This is a genomic window from Campylobacter sp. RM19072 (genome assembly GCF_024723485.1).
Taxonomy (GTDB): domain Bacteria; phylum Campylobacterota; class Campylobacteria; order Campylobacterales; family Campylobacteraceae; genus Campylobacter; species Campylobacter porcelli.
In genome coordinates, this window is record NZ_JANQCU010000001.1 from 281643 (window position 1) to 302950 (window position 21308).

Annotated in this window: 23 protein-coding genes; 21 read left to right on the top strand and 2 right to left on the bottom strand. The window is 34.1% G+C overall.

The window, feature by feature from the left end:
* Window positions 1–7: 7 nt before the first annotated feature.
* The 21 genes from coaD (at window position 8) to CSUIS19072_RS01575 (ending at window position 19170) form a co-directional block, all read left to right on the top strand.
* On the top strand, window positions 8–487 hold the full coding sequence (gene coaD, locus CSUIS19072_RS01475) for a pantetheine-phosphate adenylyltransferase (RefSeq protein ID WP_086236797.1): 480 nt from the start codon (window positions 8–10) through the stop codon (window positions 485–487).
* Entirely contained in the window at window positions 477–1055 is a 579-nt protein-coding gene (tmk, locus tag CSUIS19072_RS01480) for a dTMP kinase (RefSeq protein ID WP_086236798.1), read from the top strand. Before coaD ends, tmk begins: the two co-directional genes overlap by 11 nt.
* Window positions 1052–2281 carry a histidine--tRNA ligase gene (gene hisS, locus CSUIS19072_RS01485; RefSeq protein WP_086236799.1) on the top strand — a complete coding sequence of 410 codons (1230 nt, stop codon included), beginning with the start codon at window positions 1052–1054 and terminating at the stop codon, window positions 2279–2281. The genes tmk and hisS overlap by 4 nt, the downstream gene beginning before the upstream one ends.
* Window positions 2278–4119: a biosynthetic arginine decarboxylase gene (gene speA, locus CSUIS19072_RS01490; RefSeq protein WP_086236800.1), complete on the top strand. Its 1842-nt coding sequence runs from the start codon at window positions 2278–2280 to the stop codon at window positions 4117–4119. The genes hisS and speA overlap by 4 nt, the downstream gene beginning before the upstream one ends.
* 2 nt (window positions 4120–4121) lie before the next feature.
* Window positions 4122–4793, top strand: a complete 672-nt coding sequence (gene cysE / locus CSUIS19072_RS01495) for a serine O-acetyltransferase (RefSeq protein ID WP_086236801.1) — start codon at window positions 4122–4124, stop codon at window positions 4791–4793.
* Window positions 4794–4796: 3 nt separating this feature from the next.
* Window positions 4797–5969, top strand: a complete 1173-nt coding sequence (locus CSUIS19072_RS01500) for a pyridoxal phosphate-dependent aminotransferase (RefSeq protein ID WP_086236802.1) — start codon at window positions 4797–4799, stop codon at window positions 5967–5969.
* A gap of 90 nt (window positions 5970–6059) precedes the next feature.
* Entirely contained in the window at window positions 6060–6515 is a 456-nt protein-coding gene (smpB, locus tag CSUIS19072_RS01505; RefSeq protein WP_086236803.1) for an SsrA-binding protein SmpB, read from the top strand.
* A gap of 9 nt (window positions 6516–6524) precedes the next feature.
* Window positions 6525–7133, top strand: a complete 609-nt coding sequence (locus CSUIS19072_RS01510; RefSeq protein ID WP_086236804.1) for a thioredoxin — start codon at window positions 6525–6527, stop codon at window positions 7131–7133.
* Window positions 7123–7422, top strand: a complete 300-nt coding sequence (locus tag CSUIS19072_RS01515) for an ATP-dependent Clp protease adaptor ClpS (protein ID WP_086236805.1) — start codon at window positions 7123–7125, stop codon at window positions 7420–7422. Before CSUIS19072_RS01510 ends, CSUIS19072_RS01515 begins: the two co-directional genes overlap by 11 nt.
* Window positions 7422–9515: an AAA family ATPase gene (locus CSUIS19072_RS01520; protein ID WP_086236806.1), complete on the top strand. Its 2094-nt coding sequence runs from the start codon at window positions 7422–7424 to the stop codon at window positions 9513–9515. Before CSUIS19072_RS01515 ends, CSUIS19072_RS01520 begins: the two co-directional genes overlap by 1 nt.
* Window positions 9512–10174, top strand: a complete 663-nt coding sequence (gene aat / locus CSUIS19072_RS01525) for a leucyl/phenylalanyl-tRNA--protein transferase (RefSeq protein WP_086236807.1) — start codon at window positions 9512–9514, stop codon at window positions 10172–10174. The genes CSUIS19072_RS01520 and aat overlap by 4 nt, the downstream gene beginning before the upstream one ends.
* 40 nt (window positions 10175–10214) lie before the next feature.
* Window positions 10215–10655 (top strand): flagellar basal body rod protein FlgB, encoded by a 441-nt coding sequence (gene flgB / locus CSUIS19072_RS01530; protein WP_086236808.1) that lies wholly within the window; start codon window positions 10215–10217, stop codon window positions 10653–10655.
* A 10-nt stretch (window positions 10656–10665) separates the two neighbouring features.
* Window positions 10666–11160: a flagellar basal body rod protein FlgC gene (flgC, locus tag CSUIS19072_RS01535; RefSeq protein WP_086236809.1), complete on the top strand. Its 495-nt coding sequence runs from the start codon at window positions 10666–10668 to the stop codon at window positions 11158–11160.
* A gap of 5 nt (window positions 11161–11165) precedes the next feature.
* Entirely contained in the window at window positions 11166–11456 is a 291-nt protein-coding gene (gene fliE, locus CSUIS19072_RS01540; RefSeq protein WP_086236810.1) for a flagellar hook-basal body complex protein FliE, read from the top strand.
* Window positions 11456–13273: a peptidoglycan D,D-transpeptidase FtsI family protein gene (locus CSUIS19072_RS01545; protein WP_086236811.1), complete on the top strand. Its 1818-nt coding sequence runs from the start codon at window positions 11456–11458 to the stop codon at window positions 13271–13273. The genes fliE and CSUIS19072_RS01545 overlap by 1 nt, the downstream gene beginning before the upstream one ends.
* Before the next feature lie 72 nt (window positions 13274–13345).
* Entirely contained in the window at window positions 13346–14434 is a 1089-nt protein-coding gene (gene mqnE / locus CSUIS19072_RS01550) for an aminofutalosine synthase MqnE (protein ID WP_236845259.1), read from the top strand.
* A gap of 9 nt (window positions 14435–14443) precedes the next feature.
* On the top strand, window positions 14444–15766 hold the full coding sequence (locus tag CSUIS19072_RS01555) for an NCS2 family permease (RefSeq protein ID WP_086292543.1): 1323 nt from the start codon (window positions 14444–14446) through the stop codon (window positions 15764–15766).
* A gap of 2 nt (window positions 15767–15768) precedes the next feature.
* Window positions 15769–16212, top strand: coding sequence for a phosphoribosyltransferase (locus tag CSUIS19072_RS01560; protein WP_086236814.1), 444 nt, complete (start codon window positions 15769–15771; stop codon window positions 16210–16212).
* Window positions 16213–16215: 3 nt separating this feature from the next.
* Complete coding sequence (locus tag CSUIS19072_RS01565) at window positions 16216–17358, top strand: MFS transporter (RefSeq protein ID WP_086292541.1); 1143 nt, start codon at window positions 16216–16218, stop codon at window positions 17356–17358.
* The gene (locus tag CSUIS19072_RS01570) at window positions 17342–18526 is read left to right on the top strand and encodes a hypothetical protein (RefSeq protein WP_180380991.1); all 1185 of its coding nucleotides are present in this window, start codon (window positions 17342–17344) and stop codon (window positions 18524–18526) included. Before CSUIS19072_RS01565 ends, CSUIS19072_RS01570 begins: the two co-directional genes overlap by 17 nt.
* Window positions 18527–18558: 32 nt before the next feature.
* Complete coding sequence (locus CSUIS19072_RS01575) at window positions 18559–19170, top strand: hypothetical protein (protein WP_337212023.1); 612 nt, start codon at window positions 18559–18561, stop codon at window positions 19168–19170.
* A 5-nt stretch (window positions 19171–19175) separates the two neighbouring features.
* Here the strand turns inward: CSUIS19072_RS01575 and CSUIS19072_RS01580 are convergent, their stop codons facing one another.
* Both CSUIS19072_RS01580 and CSUIS19072_RS01585 read right to left on the bottom strand, forming a co-directional pair.
* Entirely contained in the window at window positions 19176–20588 is a 1413-nt protein-coding gene (locus CSUIS19072_RS01580; protein ID WP_180380990.1) for a Mur ligase family protein, read from the bottom strand.
* Complete coding sequence (locus CSUIS19072_RS01585; RefSeq protein ID WP_086292537.1) at window positions 20585–21307, bottom strand: alpha/beta fold hydrolase; 723 nt, start codon at window positions 21305–21307, stop codon at window positions 20585–20587. The genes CSUIS19072_RS01580 and CSUIS19072_RS01585 overlap by 4 nt, the downstream gene beginning before the upstream one ends.
* Window position 21308 lies beyond the last annotated feature (1 nt).

Genomic DNA, 21308 nt, shown 5'->3' on the forward strand with positions numbered 1-21308 from the left:
GGTAAAAATGAAATCATGTATATATCCAGGGACTTTTGATCCTATTACAAATGGGCATCTTGATGTTATTAAGCGTGCTAGTAATGTATTTGATAAGGTTATTGTAGCAGTTGCTTTAAATGAGAGCAAAACCCCATATTTTAACTACAATCAAAGAGTTGAATTAGCCAAAATCGCTACAAAAGATCTACCTAGCGTAGAGGTTATGGGATTTGATAATCTCTTAGTTGATTTTGCTAAATCGCTTAATATCAACACGGTTGTAAGGGGATTAAGAGCTGTAAGTGACTTTGAATATGAGCTACAAATTGGCTATGCTAATGCCTCTTTGTGGAGCGAATTTGAGACAGTGTATTTTATGCCAAGTCTTAAAAATGCCTTCATATCAAGCTCTATTGTTAGATCTGTTTTAAGTCATAAAGGGGATATTAGCTTACTTGTACCAAAAGATGTTTATCAAAAAATAAAGGATGAGTATGTTAATTAGTTTTGAAGGGGTCGATGGAGCGGGTAAAACAACGCAGATTAATATGCTAAAAGAGATCTATCCAAATGCCATAATCACCAAGGAGCCAGGTGGGACAGAGCTTGGAGCGATGATTAGATCGTATCTTATGAGTAATGCAAGTAAAATATCTCAAAGAGCTGAAATACTACTATTTTTAGCAGATCGTGCTGAACACTATGAGAAGATTATAAAACCAAATTATAAAAATTTAATCTTAAGTGATAGAAGCTTTATCTCAGGTCTTGCATACGCTATGGCAAATGATGATAATCTAGATATTAAAACCCTAATTGAGCTAAATAAATTTGCCCTTTGCTCGGACTTTGGGGATAAATTTATCTTTTTAAAAGCAAATAAAGAATTAATCCACCAAAGACTCTTTAATAGAGATTGTAGCGATGAGATTGAGAGTCGTGGGATTGAGTATTTAATGAGAGTTCAAGAATTTATGAGTATAATACTCACCGATTTAAAATTTGAAGTATTAGAGATAGACGCATCACTAGCACCAGAGATTATACAAGATAAAATAAGGAAATTTATATGATAACTGCTCTTCGTGGTATGAAAGATCTGCTTGAAAATGATGGCAAGCTATATAAATTTATAATACAAACCTGTGAAAGTGTAGTCAAAAACTACGGCTATAAATTTTGCGAGACCCCAAAGCTAGAAGAGACAACACTATTTAAAAGAAGCGTAGGACAAAGTAGTGATATTGTCGGTAAGGAGATGTATCAATTCATTGATAAAAGTGGTAATGATGTCTGCCTTCGCCCTGAAGGCACAGCTGGGGTGGTAAGAGCCTTTATAGAGAGTAAATTTGATAGAGTTGGTGGGATTAGAAAGTATTTTTATTATGGTAGTATGTTTAGGTATGAGCGTCCTCAGCGTGGGCGTTTGAGGGAATTTCACCAATTTGGCGTAGAGTGCTTTGGCGAAGCTAGCGTTTATGAAGATGCCTCAGCGATCTTAATGCTAAATGAAATTTTAAATAATCTAGGGATTAAAACAACTCTTAAAATCAACTCTTTAGGCGATGGCGAGTGCATGCCAACTTATAAAGATAAGTTGGTTAAATTTATAAATATAAACAAAGAAAATCTATGTCAAGACTGCCTAAGAAGGCTAGAGACTAATCCTATTAGAATACTTGATTGTAAAAATGATAGTTGTCAAAATATCCTAAAAAACGCGCCATTAATCACAGATAATCTAAATCAAATTTGCCAAGATGAGTTTAATAAACTTCAAGAGATTTTAAGAGCAAATGGGGTTGAGTTTGAGATTGACCCTAAGCTAGTTAGAGGTTTGGATTACTACTGCAAAAGTGCTTTTGAATTTGTAAGTGCTGAGATTGGCTCTCAAAGTGCTGTAGCAGGTGGTGGGCGATATGATAAACTTTGTGAGTATCTAGGTGGCAAACCTACTGCAGCAGTGGGCTGGGCTATGGGAATTGAGAGAATTATGGAAATTTTAAAGCAAAAAGAGCCACAAAATAGCCGTCAAGGGATTTATATATGTGCTTTAAATCCAAATTTAATAGATGAAATCTACAAAATCGCTCAAAAGCTAAGAAAGCACCATATAACAGAGATTTCATATGAAGCCAAAAGCCCAAATAAGCACCTAAATATAGCCGATAAAAGAGGGTTTGAGATATTTTTATGTCTTGGCAATGATGAGTTTAGCCAAAATCAAATTTGGTATAAAAATCTAAATGATAAGAGTGAAAAACGAATATCTATAGATGATTTATGGAGCAAAATATGACAAATGACTATGGACTTAGCCTTTGGGGTGATTCAAATTTTATAATTGATAGCGGTAAGGTCTGTCTAAATAGCGACTTAAAACCAGCATTAATCGATATAGTAAAAGAGATTAGAAATGATGGCTATAGAGGGCCTTTACTCCTTAGATTTCCACATCTTATAAAAAAGCAAATTGTCCAAGTCTATTCTAGTTTTGAAAGAGCCAAAAAGGAGTTTGGATATAGTGGAAGTTTTAATGCTGTATATCCACTAAAAGTCAATCAATATCCAGGCTTTGTAGAAAATTTAGTTAAAATCGGCCAGAGTTATGGCTATGGCTTAGAGGCTGGCTCAAAGGCTGAATTGCTCCTAGCTATGGCGTATAATAACTATGGTGCGCCAATTACCGTAAATGGATTTAAGGATAATGAGCTAATCGATATTGGCTTTATCGCTGCTGAAATGGGGCATAATATCACTCTTACAATTGAAGGGTTAAATGAGCTAAAATCGATAATCTCCACTGCCAAAGAGAGATTTAAGCCAAAGCCAAATATCGGACTTAGAATTAGACTTCATAGTAGCGGGACTGGAGTTTGGGCTAAAAGCGGTGGGATAAATTCCAAATTTGGATTAACATCAACTGAGCTAATTGAAGCGGTAAATTTACTAAAAGAGAATAATCTAATAGAGCAATTTACAATGATTCACTTCCATATTGGAAGTCAAATTGATGAAATTCACCCACTTAAAAAAGCTCTTATAGAAGCTGGAAACATATACGCAGAACTTCGTAAAATGGGAGCAAAATCCCTAAAAGCTATAAATTTAGGTGGCGGTTTGGCTATAGAGTATTCGCAATTTAAGGAAAATCCAAGTAGAAATTACACTCTAAAAGAGTATGCAAATGATGTTGTATTCTTACTAAAAACTATAGCAAATCAAAAAAATGAGATAGAGCCAGATATATTTATAGAAAGCGGTAGATATATTGCCGCTTCTCACGCTGTCTTGGTAGCTCCAGTGCTTGAGCTATTTAGCCAAGAATATACAGAAGAAAAATTGATATTAAAAAAAAATAATCCCCCTTTAATTAGCGAATTATATGACTTATATAGGAGTATAAAACCAAGCAACGCTATAGAGTATCTTCATGATGCAATAGATCATATGGAGAGCGTTTTAACCCTATTTGACTTAGGTTATGTAGATCTTCAAGATAGATCAAATAGCGAAATTTTAGTCCATCTAATCATGAAAAAAGCGATCTCGCTTTTAGGTAATAAGCAAAATTACGCTGAGCTTTTAAAAATTCAAGAAGAGGTTCAAGAGAGATACTTAGTAAATTTTTCTATGTTTCAAAGTCTACCTGATTTTTGGGGACTTGGGCAAAACTTCCCTATAATGCCTCTTGATAGGCTTGATGAGCGCCCTACTTTGTCTGCTTCTATTTGGGATATTACTTGCGATAGCGATGGTGAAATCAGCTTTGATGCGACTAAAAATCCTCTATTTTTACATGATGTGGATTTAGAAAAAGAGGATTATTTCTTAGGATTTTTCCTTGTTGGAGCGTATCAAGAGGTGCTTGGAATGAAGCATAATCTCTTTACCCATCCGACTGAAGCTACAATTATCCTTAATGAAAATGGCAATTATGAGATAAAAAATATCTTAGAATCACAATCTGTTATGGATATATTAGAAGATTTAGATTATGATATACACTCCATTAGAGATACTTTAAATGAAAGGATAGAAAACTCAACCTTGGTAGATGAGAAACAAAAAAAACATATCCTAGGTGAGTTATATCTATTTTTAAACGATAATGGCTATTTAAAAACTATAGGCTAAGAATGGGAATTTTAAAAACAATAATAGAAGATCTATCGCAACCAAAATCTCAAGATCCAGCATATCGTAGTTGCGTAGATCTGATATTTAACTATCCTGGTGTATGGGCTGTGTTTAATCATAGATTTATCCATGCTTTATGGGTTAAAAAATGGCATAAATTAGCTAGAATACTAGCTGGTATTAGCAACTTTCTAACTAGAGTTGATCTACATCCTGCAGCTGTGGTTGGCAGACGCGTTTTTATCGATCATGCAACTGGAGTTGTGATCGGAGAAACAGCAGTAATTGGCGATGATTGCTTAATATATCAAGGTGTAACTCTAGGTGGTGTAAGCTTAGATAAAGGCAAAAGGCACCCTACTTTAGAAGATGGAGTTGTAGTTGGTGCTGGGGCAAAAATTTTAGGCAATATAACTATTGGTAAAGGCTCTAAGATAGGTGCTAATTCAGTAGTAGTAAAAGATGTCCCACCTAACTCTACAGCCGTTGGAATTCCAGCTAAATGTGTTAGTGGCAACACTCGCCCATTAGAGCATAATAAACTACCTGATATTACAAAAGAGTTGCTAATATATCTCATAAAAAAAGTAGAAAATCTTGAATGCCACGGCGATTCTAAAATAGTATTAGACAAAAAATATCAAGAGTATATAAAATCAATCAAGGAGTAAAAAATGTTACTATCTCAAAGAATTTCTGTCCTAAGCGAAAGTATCACAATAGCAATTAGCTCAAAAGCCAAAGAGATGAAAGCAGCTGGGCTTGATGTCATTAGCTTTAGTGCTGGTGAGCCTGATTTTGATACACCTGAAGTTATCAAAAATGCGGTAAAATCAGCATTAGATAAGGGTTGTGGTAAATACACTCCAGTTCCTGGCACACCTGAGGTATTAGAGGCTATTGCTACAAAACTAAAAAGAGATAATAATCTAGATTATAAACCAAGCCAAATAATCACAAATGTGGGTGCTAAACACTCTTTATTTAACCTATTTTCTTGTATTATAAATCACGGCGATGAAGTTATTATCCCATCTCCATACTGGGTAAGCTATCCTGAAATTGTCAAATATTGCGGTGGAGTTCCAGTTATCATAGAAACTAGTGAAGATAATAAATTTAAATTAACTGCTAATCAGATAAAATCAGCCATAACCTCAAAAACTAGAGCAATTGTCATAAATAGCCCAAGCAACCCATGTGGTGGCGTATATAGTAAAGCTGAGCTTGAGGAGATTAGCGAAGTGTTAAAAGGGAGCCAAATCCTAGTAATAAGTGATGAAATTTATGAAAAATTAACCTACAATGGCGAATTCATCGCCTCAGCGTCAATTAGCGATGATATGTTTAAAAGGACAATTACCATAAATGGACTTAGCAAGTGTGGCGCAATGCCAGGCTGGAGATTTGGCTATATGGCAAGTAGCATTGATGAGCTAAATAAAGCCCTTAGAAAGCTCCAAAGCCAAAGTACGAGCAATATCTCAAGTATCGTTCAAGCTGGTGCTATCCCAGCACTTTTAGGAAAAGCTGATAATGATATAAAGTATATGAAAAGTAAATTTATAGAGCGTAGAGATTACGCAGTAAGTGCTATAAATAGCATAGAAAATCTAAGCGTAGTCTGCCCTGATGGCGCATTTTATCTATTTATCAATTGTAAAAATGTCGAGCCTAACTCAATGAAATTTTGCCAAGAATTATTAGAAAAAGCCTTAGTAGCCACTGTGCCTGGAGTGGGATTTGGTATGGATGGATACTTTAGACTTAGCTTTGCGTGTGATATAGATAGCTTAAAAATCGGTATTGAGCGCATTGCTGAATTTGTCAAAAATTATAAAAAATAAGCTATAGGAGTGCCATAAAGCACTCTTATTCAAACTAAATTCACAATCTTTAGCTATAATCCTAAGCTTATAAATAATAAAAGTATTAAAATGGGAAAAGATTTAGCAAAAAATAAAAAAGCATTTCATGATTATACCATCATTGAGAGCTTTGAAGCTGGTATAGTGTTACAAGGTAGCGAGGTTAAGGCACTTCGTGCTGGTAGAGCGAATTTAAAAGATAGCTTTGTGCGAATAATTCGTGGTGAGCTGTTTTTATTAAATGCTCACATCAGTCATCTCCAAACCGCTCACTCACACTTTCGCCCTGATGAGAGAGCGCCTAGAAAGCTACTTATGCACCGCAAACAAATCGATAAGCTCCTTGGTAAAGTCAGCACCGATGGCCTTACTATCGTGGTTTTAAGTCTATATTTAAATAATAAAAATATAGTAAAAGCTAATATAGCTTTAGCCAAAGGTAAAAATCTCCACGACAAAAGAGAAGCATTGAAAGAAAAACAAGCAAATTTAGAAGCTAGAGCAGCCCTAAAAAGATACATATAAAGGAAAAATATGAAAAATATTAAATTTATAACCCTATTTCTAACGGCATTTTTGCTACTTAATGGGTGTAGTAAAGATGAATCAAATACTCAAACAAGCCAATCAGAGCAGTATAAAACCGCAGATGAGATAGAGCTAACTAGCATAATTGGCACTAAAGCCACGCTAATACGCACAGAAAATGGATTTAAGCTCAAAGATAGCGATAAAATTCTAATGCTTGATATATTTGGTACATACTGCGCCCCATGCCAAAAAGAAGCCCCACACCTTATGGATTTTCAGCTTAAGAATGCAGATAAATTTATGTTAATTGGGCTAATTCACTTTGAAGATGTAAGCGATGAGTATGTGCTAGAGAACTTTAGCAAAAAATATAACGCCTATTATTTCATAGCAAATTCAAAAGAGAATAGCAAAATTGTAGATCAAATTCTAAATGATATTAACTACAATAGAGCCCTTTCTATCCCTTTTAAAGTGGTTTTAAAAGATGGAATATACCAAAGTCTAAGTGATAATATAGATGGCACAGTAGTTGGGAATAAATTCTACCTAGGAGAGGTTAGCACCAACACAATTAGCCAAGATATAGATAAGATTTTAAATGCAAACTAAAAGAACGCTTAATACTAAAACCAAGCTAAAAGAGTTTAAACCAACTCTTTTTAAGGTGATTTTATTAAACGATGACGTTACCACTATGGATTTTGTAGTTATGGTGCTTTGCGAAATTTTCAATAAAGAGCTAAGCCAAGCTGTAAATTTAATGATGCAAATTCATAAAAACGGAAGTGCGGTCTGTGGAATTTACACCAAAGAGATCGCACAAACCAAACAAAATCAAACGCTAAGCCTTGCTAAAGCAAATGGCTTTCCGCTAAAATGCGTTATAAAAGAGGATTAATGATAGAACAAAATTTAGCAATGTCAATAAAACAAGCCAATGACCTAGCCATATCTCAATCTCATGAGTATATTAGCTCAGAGCATATCTTATACACATTGACATTTGATAAGGAATTTATAAAACTTTTAGAAAATATCGGTATAAGCGATGTAGTAGCACTTAGAAATGATCTAATAAATATGTTAAAAGATACGCCAAAATCTAATGAGAAAAAGCCGCCGATACTCACTCATAAACTTAGCGAACTATTTTCTAATATCACTGAAGAAGAGAGATTTGGAGTAGAGGAATTTTTAGATGAAATTTTAGCTGATAAAAACTCCCAAATATATCAATTATTTGAATTTCACGGATTAAATTTAGAAGACAATGATCTACTATCTGTAGCCACAAATTTAAATGAATTAGTAAAAAATAATCAAATAGACCCAGTAATAAATAGAGATAAAGAGATTGATAAAGCACTACAAATCCTATGCCGCCATAAGAAAAATAACCCAATTTTTGTAGGCGAAGCAGGAGTTGGTAAAACCGCTATAGTCCAAGGAATAGCCCAAAGAATAGTAAATGGCAATGTCCCAGATAAATTAAAAGATAGTGTGATTTTTAGCTTAGATATATTTGCTATTTTAGCTGGAGCCAAATATAGGGGTGAATTTGAAGAGAGATTAAAAGAGATAATAAACCGCCTAAAAGAGAATAAAAATCACATAATTTTTATAGATGAAATTCACACAATACTAAACACAGGTAGCAATGACAATGGTCAAGACGCTGCAAATATCCTAAAGCCGCACCTAGCAAATGGAGATATTAGGTGTATTGGTGCGACTACTTATAGTGAGTTTAGGAATTTTAATAAAGATAGAGCCCTACTTCGCCGTTTTAATAAAATTGATGTAGCCGAACCAAGCAAAGAAGAGACTTTAGAAATTTTAAAAGGCTTAAGGCCAACTTATGAGAAATTCCATAGCGTAAAGTATAGTGATGAAATTCTAACTCAAAGTATAGAGATGGCTAAACGATATTTAAGTGATAAATTCCTGCCAGATAGTGCTATAGATATAATCGATGAGGCTGGAGCCGCTACAAATATTGAGCATAAAAAAAGCGTAACAAAAGCCAAAATAAATGAGATTGTCTCTAAAATGGCAAATCTATCTAATATCCAAACAAACTCTGATAACACTCAAATTTTAAAAAATTTAACCACCACGCTAAGCCAAAAAATATTTGGTCAAGACCTAGCTATAAAGAGCCTAAATGACGCTTTAATCACATCATATGCAGGGCTAAATGAGCCAAATAGACCTATTGGGGTATTTTTATTTACAGGAAGTAGCGGAGTTGGTAAAACTGAGTTAGCAAAAGAGTTAGCAAATGCTTTAAATATCCATTTTGAGCGATTTGATATGAGCGAATATATGGAGAAACACGCCGTAGCTAAGCTCATTGGGGCACCTCCTGGATATATAGGATTTGAAAATGGCGGTATGCTTACAAATATGGTAAAAAAGCACCCATATAGCGTGATTTTATTTGATGAGATTGAGAAGGCTCACCCTGAGTTATTAAATATATTTTTACAAATTTTTGATAACGCAACTCTAAGCGATGCAAGTGGAAATAAGAGTGATTTTAAAAACACAATTATTATAATGAGCTCAAATTTAGGCACCAAAGAAGCACCGATTATGGGCTTTAATAAAAGTGATAGCGATAAAACTGATAGAGCTGTGAAGGGATTTTTTACCGCTGAGTTTAGAAACAGAATTGATAAGATTATAAATTTCAACTCTTTAAGCCACGAAGTGCTTGAAAAAATAGTCCAAAAAGAGATAAAAGAGCTAGAAATATCAGCTAAAAAAGTTAAAATTTCCCTAAGCAAAAAAGCTATAAATGAGCTTATAAATCTAGGCTATAGTAGCGAATTTGGCGCTAGAAATCTCAAACGCACCATTAAGGATAATATAAATCTCAAGCTATCAAAAGAGCTTCTTTTTGGTGATTTAAAAAATGGCGGCGATGTTAGCATTGATTTTGATAATGGCGAGTTTAAGTTTAAATTTAGATCTAAAAATAGCCTATGAAATCCATCTTCCCAGATCCATCTAAAGCACCAAAAGATACGCCACTAGCTTATGGTGGCGATCTAAGTAGCGAAATTTTAATCGATGCTTATACCCATGGTATATTCCCTTGGCCTTGTGATGGAGCGATATTTTGGCATAGCCCTGATCCTCGTGCGATATTCTACCCGCAAAATGTTAAAATTCAAAAGAGTTTAAGAGCGTTTTTAAGGGATTATAGAGTTAAATTTGATTATAATTTTGCAAATTTTATAAATTTTTGCAAAATACAAAGAGAGCTTAAAGAGCCAACTTGGATAGACCAAAATGTCGTAGATAGCTATATCAAAATGCATGATCTTGGCTATGCTCACAGCGTGGAGGTCTATTATAAAGATGAGCTTATTGGTGGGCTTTATGGGTTGATATTTGGTAAGGTTTTTTGCGGTGAGAGCATGATAAGCAAGGGCAAAAATGCCTCTAAAGTTGCCTTGGTAACTCTAGCTAAAACTTTATCAAAGTATGATTTTATCATTGATGCACAGGTTATGAATCCTCATCTTGAGTTTTTAGGAGCAAAGAATATATCTAGAGATGAGTTTTTGGCTATTTTAAATATTAAGTCAAATCAACCTAGTGGATTTGAGAAATTTAGTGATTTAGAGCCAAATTTGGAATAAATTTTGCTTAATCAGCCTAATAAATTTAAAAGGATATCAGATGTATGCAGGTTTTAGCACTAGCAAGTCAAAGCAACTAGTTGATTCTGCTCTTAGTAGTAGGGTTACTCGCAACCAACTAATCGCCAGTAATATCGCAAACATCGATACTCCATTTTATAAAGCCAAAGATATTGATTTTGAAACTGCTTTGATAGAAAAAAGAAAAGAGATCTATAAGCTAGGCGCAAACGAGCCAAAGCTAGAGTTAGCTAGGACAAATGATAAACATTTTGAGGCTATTGATTTTCCATCATCAAAGATACCAACCATATATCTAAGAGACGGTCATATGGCTAGAAATGACGCTAATACCGTGGATTTGGATATTGAAACAAGCGAAATGAGTAAGAATGTTTTAATGATTCAAGCTCTAGATTCAGCTAGTAAAAAACATGGCGATATATTTAAAAGCGTGATAGACGCAAGCTCAAAAATCTAAAGGATAAGTGATGGCATATTTAAGTGATTTTGATATTAGCGGATATGGTCTTAGTGCTCAACGATTTAGAATGAGCGTAATTAGCTCAAATATCGCTAACGCTCACACCACAAGAACAGCTGAAGGTGGTCCATATCGTCGCAAAGAAGTTGTATTTAAAGAGATTGAATTTGACAAAGAGTTAAATAATCAAATAAATGCTAAAAATGATTTTTTAGAAAACGAAAATCCATTAGATGATATAGACGCACCAAGATTTCCAAAACCTGCCATCTCAACTGTGATAGTAGATAAGATTGTCCGTGATGATAAGGATTTTAAAATAAAATTTGACCCTACTCACCCAGATGCTAATGATAAGGGCTATGTAATGCTACCAAATATAAATCCAGTAATTGAGATGGCAGATTTAATAGAAGCCACAAGAGCATATCAAGCTAATGTATCGGCATTCCAAAGCGCAAAAGCAATCGCAACAAGTGCAATTGATATGATGAAAGGATAATTTAGATGAATATTAATAACATATCAAATTTAAACCAAATAGAGCAAAAAAATAGTAAAAATACAAATTTAACAGACCAAAGCTTTTCTGATATATTAAATAAAACTCTAGGCGAGTTAAATGATGTCCAGCAAAAAGCTGATAAAGCTGTAGCTGATCTAGCCACAGGAGAGGTAAAGGATCTCCACCAAGCAGCAATAGCAATCGGCAAAGCAGAGACTAGTATGAAATTAATGCTAGAGGTTAGAAATAAAGCTATAAGTGCATATAAAGAGATAGCAAGAACACAGCTATAATGAATCAAAATAGTAGCCAAAGTAAGGTTTATATAGTATTTGTATTAATAATACTTGGTATTTTTATATTTTTAACGGTTATATTTTATCGCTCCAGTATAGAAAGAAGACTTCCAAAACTCCAAAGTAGCGACTACACAAGTGCAATGCGTGGATCTATCTTAAGCCAAGATGGATTTAACCTAGCAAGTAGCCAAAAGCTATTTAAAGCTATGGTTGATACTAGAAATATCGATCCAAATAAAAAAGAGCTATTTATAAAGCTATATACTCTATATAGTGGCGATGATCCTAAAAAAATTCGAAAAATCTTAGCCAAAAAGGGGTTAGTTACCCTCTCATATGAGATTGACGCTAAGGGTGCTGCATATCTAAAAGAGTTAGCTAGAAAGCTATATAGAAGCAAAGTTTTTATAGCCTATCAAGATCCAAAAACAGGTATAGTCTCCACTCAAGGAATGAGTATAGTAGAAAGCGGAGAGAAAAGGCTATATATGGCAAGTGATGCTCTAACTCCAACTATTGGCTATATAAAAAAGATAGAGATTGATGGGATTACCAAGGTTGAAGGGGTAAAAGGTATTGAAAAAATATATGACAACCTACTCTCTTCTACTCAAGATGAGCTAACCAAAGGGCCAAGGGATTTAGCAAATACAATTATATTAAGCAAAGACGCAGAGCTCTCACGCCGCATTGATGGCTATAATGTCGTGCTAAATATCCCTTTAAAACTCCAAAAAATCTTAGAAAAAATGGCAACTGCAAAAATGAATGAGCTAATAGCAAAAGAGGTAATTATAGGGGTGATGGATGCTAAAACTGGAGCTATAATATCTCTAGTATCCACCTCAAGATACAACCCATCAAATATAACTAAAAAAGATTACCAAGCACTAAATTCAACCGCAAGCGAATATGCATATGAGATGGGCTCTGTTATGAAGCCATTTATATTTGCCCTACTCTTAAAAGCTGGTAAAATAGATCCATTAGAGATAATAGATGTATATGGCGGTAAGTATAAACTAGGCAAAAGAGTTATCACTGATAGTCATAAAAATGATAAGCTAAGCGCTCAAGATATTATAGTAGAATCTTCTAATGTCGGTATGATACAAATCGTAGATAGATTAAATGAATTTGAGCTATATAATGGACTTTTGGATTTTGGTTTTTCTAGAAAAACAGGGATAGATTTAAGCTACGAGCAAGTAGGCATTATGCCATCTATATCAAAATTAAAAAATAAAGTATATAAATCCACTTTAAGCTATGGCTATGGCGTTCAAGCTACATTTATGCAGCTTTTAACCGCTTATAACGCCATCACAAATGATGGTATAATGATAACTCCACGCATAGTAAATCACCTAGAAAAAGACTCCAAAGCATACAAATATAAAGAGCAAGAGCAAACCCAAGTCTTACCCAAAGAGAGCGCTCAAAAGATGAAAGATATCCTAGTAAAAGTAGTAGAAAGTCCAAATGGCACCGCTAGAAAAACGCAAATTCCAGGTCTTATAATAGGTGGTAAAACTGGCACCGCTCATATAGCAGCAAGTGGCGGATATAGTGATAAGAGATATAATGCTAATTTCTTTGGCTTTGTGCGTGATGCTAATGGCAAAGAATATACCATTGGGGTGCTAGTGCGTGAGCCTATGAGACCATATCCATACTATTACGCATCATGGAGTGCATTGCCAATATTTCGCTCCACAGTTGAATTAATGGTAGAAAATGGTTATTTAACACCAGCTAAAGTGGAGATAAAGAATACAAAAAGCAAAGAGACAAATGTGATATTAGACTAAAATTTACCATAAATAAAAGCTTTTTAAGTCACTTTAGCATATAATTTGAGTTTCATTTTTTAAGTAGAGTTGATTATGAATTTAATAGAAAAATTAGAAAATAACCAAAGATTAGAATTTGACGATGCTATTAAGCTTTATGATTTGGAGCTATTTACTCTTGGTAAATATGCCAACAAAATACGAGAGACAAAAAATGGTAAAAAGGTATATTTTAATATCAATCGCCATATAAATCCGACAAATTTATGTGCTGATGTGTGTAAATTCTGTGCCTTCTCATCTCATCGTCAAAATGCTGAGAAGAGCTATACAATGAGCTATGAGCAGATTATACAAGCAGTGGATAGAAGCGTCTTAAATGGAGCAAAAGAGATACACATAGTCTCAGCTCACAATCCAAATGTATCGTGGCAATGGTATTTAGAGATATTTAAAATGATAAAAGATAAATATCCAAATTTACATATAAAAGCACTCACGGCAGCTGAAGTGGATTATCTCCATAGAAAGCATAATCTAAGCTATGAAGAAGTGATAGAAAAGATGATTGAGTATGGAGTAGATAGTATGCCAGGAGGTGGGGCTGAGATCTTTGATGAAGGGATTAGATCTGAGATTTGTAAAGGCAAAGTAAGTAGCGATAACTGGCTTAAAATCCACTCCCTTTGGCACCAAAAAGGTCGCCAAAGCAATGCTACAATGCTCTTTGGTCATATAGAGAGTAAAGAGCATAGGATAGATCATATTCTTAGAATTCGCTCACTGCAAGATCGCTCACTTGCGTTAAATAATGGTGGCGGCTTTAACGCTTTTATCCCGCTAGTCTATCAAAGAGATAATAATTATCTTAAAAATATCCCATTTTTAGGCTCGGTTGAGATATTAAAGACAATGGCAATTAGCAGAATTTTACTTGATAATATCAACCATATTAAGGCTTATTGGGCCACTTCTACTTTGAATTTAGCTCTAATAGCACAAGAATTTGGTGCTGATGATTTAGATGGCACTATAGAAAATGAAAGTATTCAAAGTAGCGCTGGAGCAGCTAGCAAAAATGGCAAAAGTCAAAAAGAATTTATAGAACTTATCCAAACAAGCGGTTTTATACCCGTAGAAAGAGATAGTCTATATAATGAACTTAAAACATACAATTAGGAAAATCTTATGGATATATTTAAACTAAAACAAAATGGCACAACCATAAAAACTGAGTTAAATGCGGCTCTTACGACATTTTTGGCTATGTTATACATTGTCCCCGTTAATGCTTTGATACTAAGTGATGCTGGTATGCCAAAAGATGCTTTATTAGTAGCTACGGCGCTCATTACCATTATCGCAACGATTTTTAATGGATTATGGGCTAACACCCCTGTAGCACTAAGCACTGGAATGGGGTTAAATGCCTATTTTACCTATAGTATGGTAATTGGTATGCAAATTCCATGGCAAACCGCACTTGGGGCTATATTTATTAGCTCTGCGGTATTTACTATTTTAAGTTTTACTAATTTTCGCCTTTGGATTATCAAAAATATCCCACTAGATTTAAGGTGTGCTATAAGTGCTGGTATTGGTGCTTTTATATGCTTTATTGGCTTATCGCAAATGGGGCTTATAGTCTCAAGCCCATCAACCAAAGTAGCAATAGGCAATGTAGCAGATCCTAAGGTTTTAATCGGATTAATAGGCGTTATACTTATGATTATATTTTGGGCTTTGAAAATTCGTGGTGGATTTGTGCTAGCTATTGCTATTACTTCAATAACTGCTTGGGTATTTGGAATTTATAAAATTCCACAAAGCATAGTTTCAATGCCAGTTAGCATTGCTCCTATTTTTGGTGAGCTTGATATATTTTCAGCACTTCAAATTTCTCTACTTCCAGCTGTTTTAACACTATTTGTAACTCATCTATTTGATAGTATTGGCACTCTTACTGGGGTTGGAAATAGAGCTAATCTATTTAGTAGCTCTGAAGGAGAGAAAAAACTAGCTAGAAATTTAGAAAGTGATGCTATTGCTAGTATGGCTGGAGCCACTATAGGAACTAGCACTATAACTGCATTTGCTGAGAGTGCAAGTGGAGTAGAAGCTGGTGGTAGAACTGGGCTTACGGCTGTATTTATCGGAATTTTCTTTATATTTACCCTATTTTTCTTGCCGCTATTTGGTGCCATTCCTGCTAATGCGATATATCCAGTGCTTGTGATGGTGGGGATTTTGATGTTTAGCGAACTTGGCAAGATAAATTATAAAGACCCAGCTATTTGCGTATCTACATTTTTAACCGTAATTTTAATGCCACTTACCTACTCTATTACCATTGGATTAAGCGTTGGATTTATCTCATATTTTATTGTCAAACTAGCATTAAGAAGATGGGAAGATCTAAATTTAGGCGTGATTACCCTAGCTGTGATTAGTCTATTTGCCTTCGCTGCTAGCTCTATGCCAGATCTATTTCAATCCATAATTGGAGGCTAAAGGTGAAGTATTATAGTTTTAGCTCATTTGAGCAAGATGTTAAAATACTAGCTAAAAAAATCAAAAGTGATTTTAATCCAGATGCGATCTTAGGTATAGCTAGAGGCGGACTTACTCTAGCTCATTTTTTAGCAAATGGGCTAGATATTAGAGATTGCTTTAGCTTAAATTCCATTCATTATGAAAAAACCAAAAAGCTAGATACTATTGAAATATACAATATTCCAGATTTAAGCAAATTTAAAAAAGTTTTAATCACTGATGATATTGTAGATAGTGGCGAGACTTTGGTAGCTATCAAAAAAGAGATTAATAAGCTATATCCAAATTTACAACTTTGCATAGCAACTATATTTTATAAGCCAAAAGCCCTTATAATACCAAATTTTAGTATTAGAGAAGCTGATGATTGGATAGAGTTTTTTTGGGATTTGAGTTTGGATTAGACAATGAAACAAGCTGAGATTTTGCTATATTATTTTTGCACAGGGCTAACTCTATGCATCTTATACGCAACTCAGCCTATTGGACCTATCTTTGAAAGTCAGCTTGGTATCTCTAAGACCCAGGCTGCTCTATTTACCACTGCGATCATGACTCCACTAGCGTTTGCGGGGATATTTTATGGCTATTTGCTTGAGAAAATTCAGATAAAAAGCATATTGGTTATAGCATTTTTACTTCTTGGAATTAGCGAGATTATCTTTAGTTTTACCCACTCATATTTTTTGCTTTTAAATATTCGTGGATTTCAAGGATTACTAATCCCTGCGGTACTAACAGGAATTATGAGCTATATCAGCCAAATTTCATCTAAAGAGAGTGTCGCAAATGCCATTGGCGTGTATATTGGAGTGACTATAATTGGTGGATTTATGGGTAGAGCGCTTAGCGGATTTTTTACTGATATTTTTGGGTGGAGGGTGTTTTTTTTTATAATTGGTTGTGTAGCTATAATCGCTTCAATGCTTTTGCTTAAATTTAGCCAAAATATTAAAGCTAGTTATCTCAAACCACGCCTAGTAGATATAATCCACACGCTAAAAACTAGACACAATCTATATATATTTTTAATGATTTTTGGGATATTTTTTACATTTCAAGCAATGCTAAATTTCATTCCATTTGAGCTAGCTAAAATAGATAATGAGTATAGCTCATCAAAGGCTGGAATGCTATATATAGGCTATTTAGTTGGCGTATTGGTGGCATTTAATACTAAAAAAATAGTAGCCTTTTTTGGCGGCTCAATCAAGGCTATAACCGCTGGAATAATCATACTAATCATCGCTATTCAAATTTTTAGAGTAGATAGCTTTGAGTGGATTTTTATAGCTATGGTGATATTTTGCCTTGGCAACTTTATATCTCACTCAATTGCTAGTGGCTTTATAAACAAAATGGCAATTTCTCATAAGGGAATTTCAAATGGATTATATGTGAGCTTTTACTATTTTGGCGGTGCGCTTGGTAGCTTTGTGCCTGGATTTATATATATGCCTTTTGGTTGGAGTGCGTTATTGTGGTTTATTAGTGGTGTTAGCTTGATTTCGTTGATATTTATAATGGTGATTCGTGATATTAAAAATTAATATATATTGGCTCTTTGGAGCACTCATTTTAAACCTATCTCTTTTAATTTTTAGCCTAAGTGGATTAAGCATTAGCTATTATGAGGCTCAAATTTACTATAGTAACTCAAATTTAGGAGCAATACTACGCTATATTAGCTCTATTTTTAATAGCAATGAGACTATGCTTAGGGCAGTGTTTTTAACCTTACATATAGCCAATTCACTCCTTATCTACGCCATCTCTTTAAAGATTTTAAAACGACAAAGCGATTGCGTGATAGCTGCTATTTTATATATGTTTTTGCCTGGGGTATTAGTAAGCGCTCTTATCATCAACCAAGAGAGCATTGCTATATTTCTTACACTCATCATAATCCTTCTAGAGCAACACTCTAAGAGAATTCTAATGAGCCTAACTCTAGCCATAACCTTGCTATTTAGTGAGCCATTTATCGCCTTATATCTTGCTATTATGCTATTTGGAGTATTTAATAGAGATAAAAAAATGACAATCCTTGGGGTAATATTTTGTATCGCTTGGTATTATCTAAATGACTTTGATGCTAGTGGCAAGCCACGGGGGTATTTTTTAGATTCTATGGCGGTATTTGCTGCGGTTTTTTCTCCTTTGCTTTTTATATATTTTATATACACTTTATATAGAATCGCCATTAAAGAAAATAAGAGTTTTTTATGGTTTATTAGCACGACTGCCATTGGTGTGTGTATGCTAATCTCTATGAGACAAAGGGTAGAATTGGAGATATTCTTGCCATTTTGTGTGATTTTCGTGCCTGTTATGGTACGGACATTTTTTGCTTCATATCGCTCAAGACTTCCACAATTTAGAACAACACACAAAATAGCAACTATAGTAGTCCTAGCTACCTTAGCTATAAATAGCCTAACTATAATATTTCATCAATATCTATATCTATTTTTGGATAAACCAAGCAATCACTTTGCCTATAAATATGATATTGTAAAAGAGTTAGCAAATGAGCTAAAAAAGATGGGTATAACGAGCGTTAGCACAAATTCAATCCTATCACTTCGGCTTAAATTTTATGGTATTGAAAATGGCAAAGAGTATAAATTAAGCCAAAAATATCAAAAATCTTGTAAAAATATTAAAATATCTAAATTTAATAAAACCATCGCCACATTCTACCTATGCAAAAAATAAAAGCTTTTAGTATTCTTGAGCTTATAATTGTTATGATAATAATTGGTATATTTATATCCATCACAACTATAAATTTCAAAAATGATGAACTATTAAGAGCTGTAAATCAAGTAGCGTTTCATCTTAGATATACTCAATATCTAGCTTTGATAGATGATAAATTTAATCAAGATGATAAAGATTGGTTTAAAGGCAGGTGGCAAATATACTTTATAAAAACAATCGATAAAAAAAGCGTCTTACACTATGCTGTATTTAGCGATAGTGGCAAATATAGCGGAAGTCCAGATGGCTATGAAGTAGCCAAAAATCCGCTAAATCCAACCAAGGTTCTAGCCATCTCACACGCTGGGATAAGTAGTATAAACCCAACTGATGAGCTAGATTTGATGAGTAAATTTAATATATCTAATGTGGAGCTTTTAGATGGGTGTAGCTACTATAATTCAACTAGAATTAGCTTTGATAATCTTGGAAGACCATATAAAGGCAATCCAAAAAGTAGCTCTAACTCCACTCAAAATTTAATCACCTCCACTTGTAAAATCCGCCTAACCCATAAAAATGGCGAGTGCATCCATATAAATATCGCCCCAATCACTGCTCTAATAAGCATAGCAGATCCGCAAAAAAATTGCAATTAACCCCATTATACAAAGCTCGGAGCATCATTACTAAATAAGATTAAATCCCCACTCATAGTATTTGATGATAAAAACTCACCCATTTTAGACTTATCAAATAATCTTACAATCTTAGCTTTTTTAATATACTTTGTTAGCTCATTTTCATTTAAAGCACTTGTAATTACCAAAATATCAAAAACATCATCTATAGCCTTTGAAAGCTCGATATTTACGCCACTTCCACCCTCTATAATACCTGGTGTTAATATAATTTTTCTTCCTTTAAACTCACTTACAAGCTTATAACTAGCTAGCATACCATTTAAATTTCCATTAAAGCTATCATCGATAATTACCTTGCCATTAGCATCAATCCTTTGAAGTCTATGCTCTACGCTTTTTATGCTATCTAAATTTATATTTTTAACCCCAGCAGCCTTACAAGCCAAAATCGCAGCGGCAAGATTATAGCTATTAAACTCACCAAGCAAATTCGCACTAAAATGCCTTTTTACCCCATCTAAGCTCATATCAAACCAAACCCCATCAAGGGTGCTTCTAACCCCACTTACTAGCTCATCGTAGATTATGGCTTTATCTTTTAAATTTGTAGAGCTGTGAGCTATACAAGTCTTAAGTCTATTTGAGTTTAACGCCTCTAACTTTACAGCCCTTACCCTATCAAGTGAGCCAAAATACTCTAAATGCGCCCCACCAATCTGCCCTATAATCACAATCTGCGGATTTATAAATTTAGCAATCTCATCTATATCGCCACTAAGTCTAGCCCCAGCTTCAACTATATAAAGCTCCACATCACTGCTTAAATTATCATTAATATCACGAATGATCCCAAGCAAAGTATTTACGCTTCGTGGGGTCTTATGAGTTTTAAGCTCCCCATTAGCGATATCATAGATAAAATTCTTAATACTAGTCTTGCCAAAACTAGCTGTCACTAAGATAATTTTTAAATTTGGCATAGATTTTAGCTTTGAGATGGCTTGATTTTTATACCAAATAGCTACTATTTTTTCGCTAAGAGTGCTAAATAAAATGGCAAAAATCAAGCTAAAAATCGTATGAAAAAGCCAATTCCCACTATAAGGACAAAAGATAAAAAGCCCAAATCCAACAATCAAAAAAGCAAAAAATCTCTTCACCCTAGCAGTTATCACAACCCTTTTATCTAATTTATAAGCCCAAAAAATAGTAGCTATCAGATACAAAATAGTAATTGAAATTTGATATATAAAATTATCAAAAATAGCTATCAAAAATAGCGGTAAAATGATAAAATATATATGCCACATCGGCTTAGTATAGTGAAAAATCACCCTTTTAATCTTATAATTAAACCACTGAAACGCACTAATAAAATAGTATCCAAGAGTCATAACAAAGATAAATTTAGCCAGCACCAAGAATATACTCACTTTAGCTCCTTAGATATGGTTTGAGATATAAATTTAGCATTATTTAAGAAAAAAAAGTGATCGCCTTCAAGTGGGTAAAATTTGCTATTTTTAATCAAACTAGCAATCTTTTTCCCACTACTAAGTGGCGTCGCATCATCGCTAATCCCCCAAAATATAAGAGAATTTGAGTTAAGATTAGCAAAAATGGAGCTAAAATCCTCATCTACAACGCTCTTTAGCGTCTCATACATAATCTTACTCATATTATTCACATCTTTAGTAGCAAAAAATCTCCAAAATCTACTAAATCCAAAACGCTTTAAAAGCTTAAAAATAGCTATCTTAAATCGAACACTAAGACGCTTTTTATGGATTATCCCAGCACTACTAAGCAAGATTAAATTTTTTGGCTCTAAAAGTGTAGCTACCTTCCCACCAAAGCTATGCCCCATAATAGCATCAAACTCAAATCCTAGCATACTACTAAATTTACTTACAATATTAGCATAATCACGACTATTAAGCGCTACTTCTAAATGGCTACTAAGCCCAAATCCAGGGAGATCTAAATATACACAATTATAATCATCAAAATATCTACTAAATGCCCTTTTCATCAGCTCCTTATTTGCTCCCCAGCCGTGTAGGATTAGGATATTTTTACCGCTATTTTGCCCTAAAATTTCGTAGCTTAACTCATACTTTAATCCATTATACTCTATCTGTTTTACCGCCATC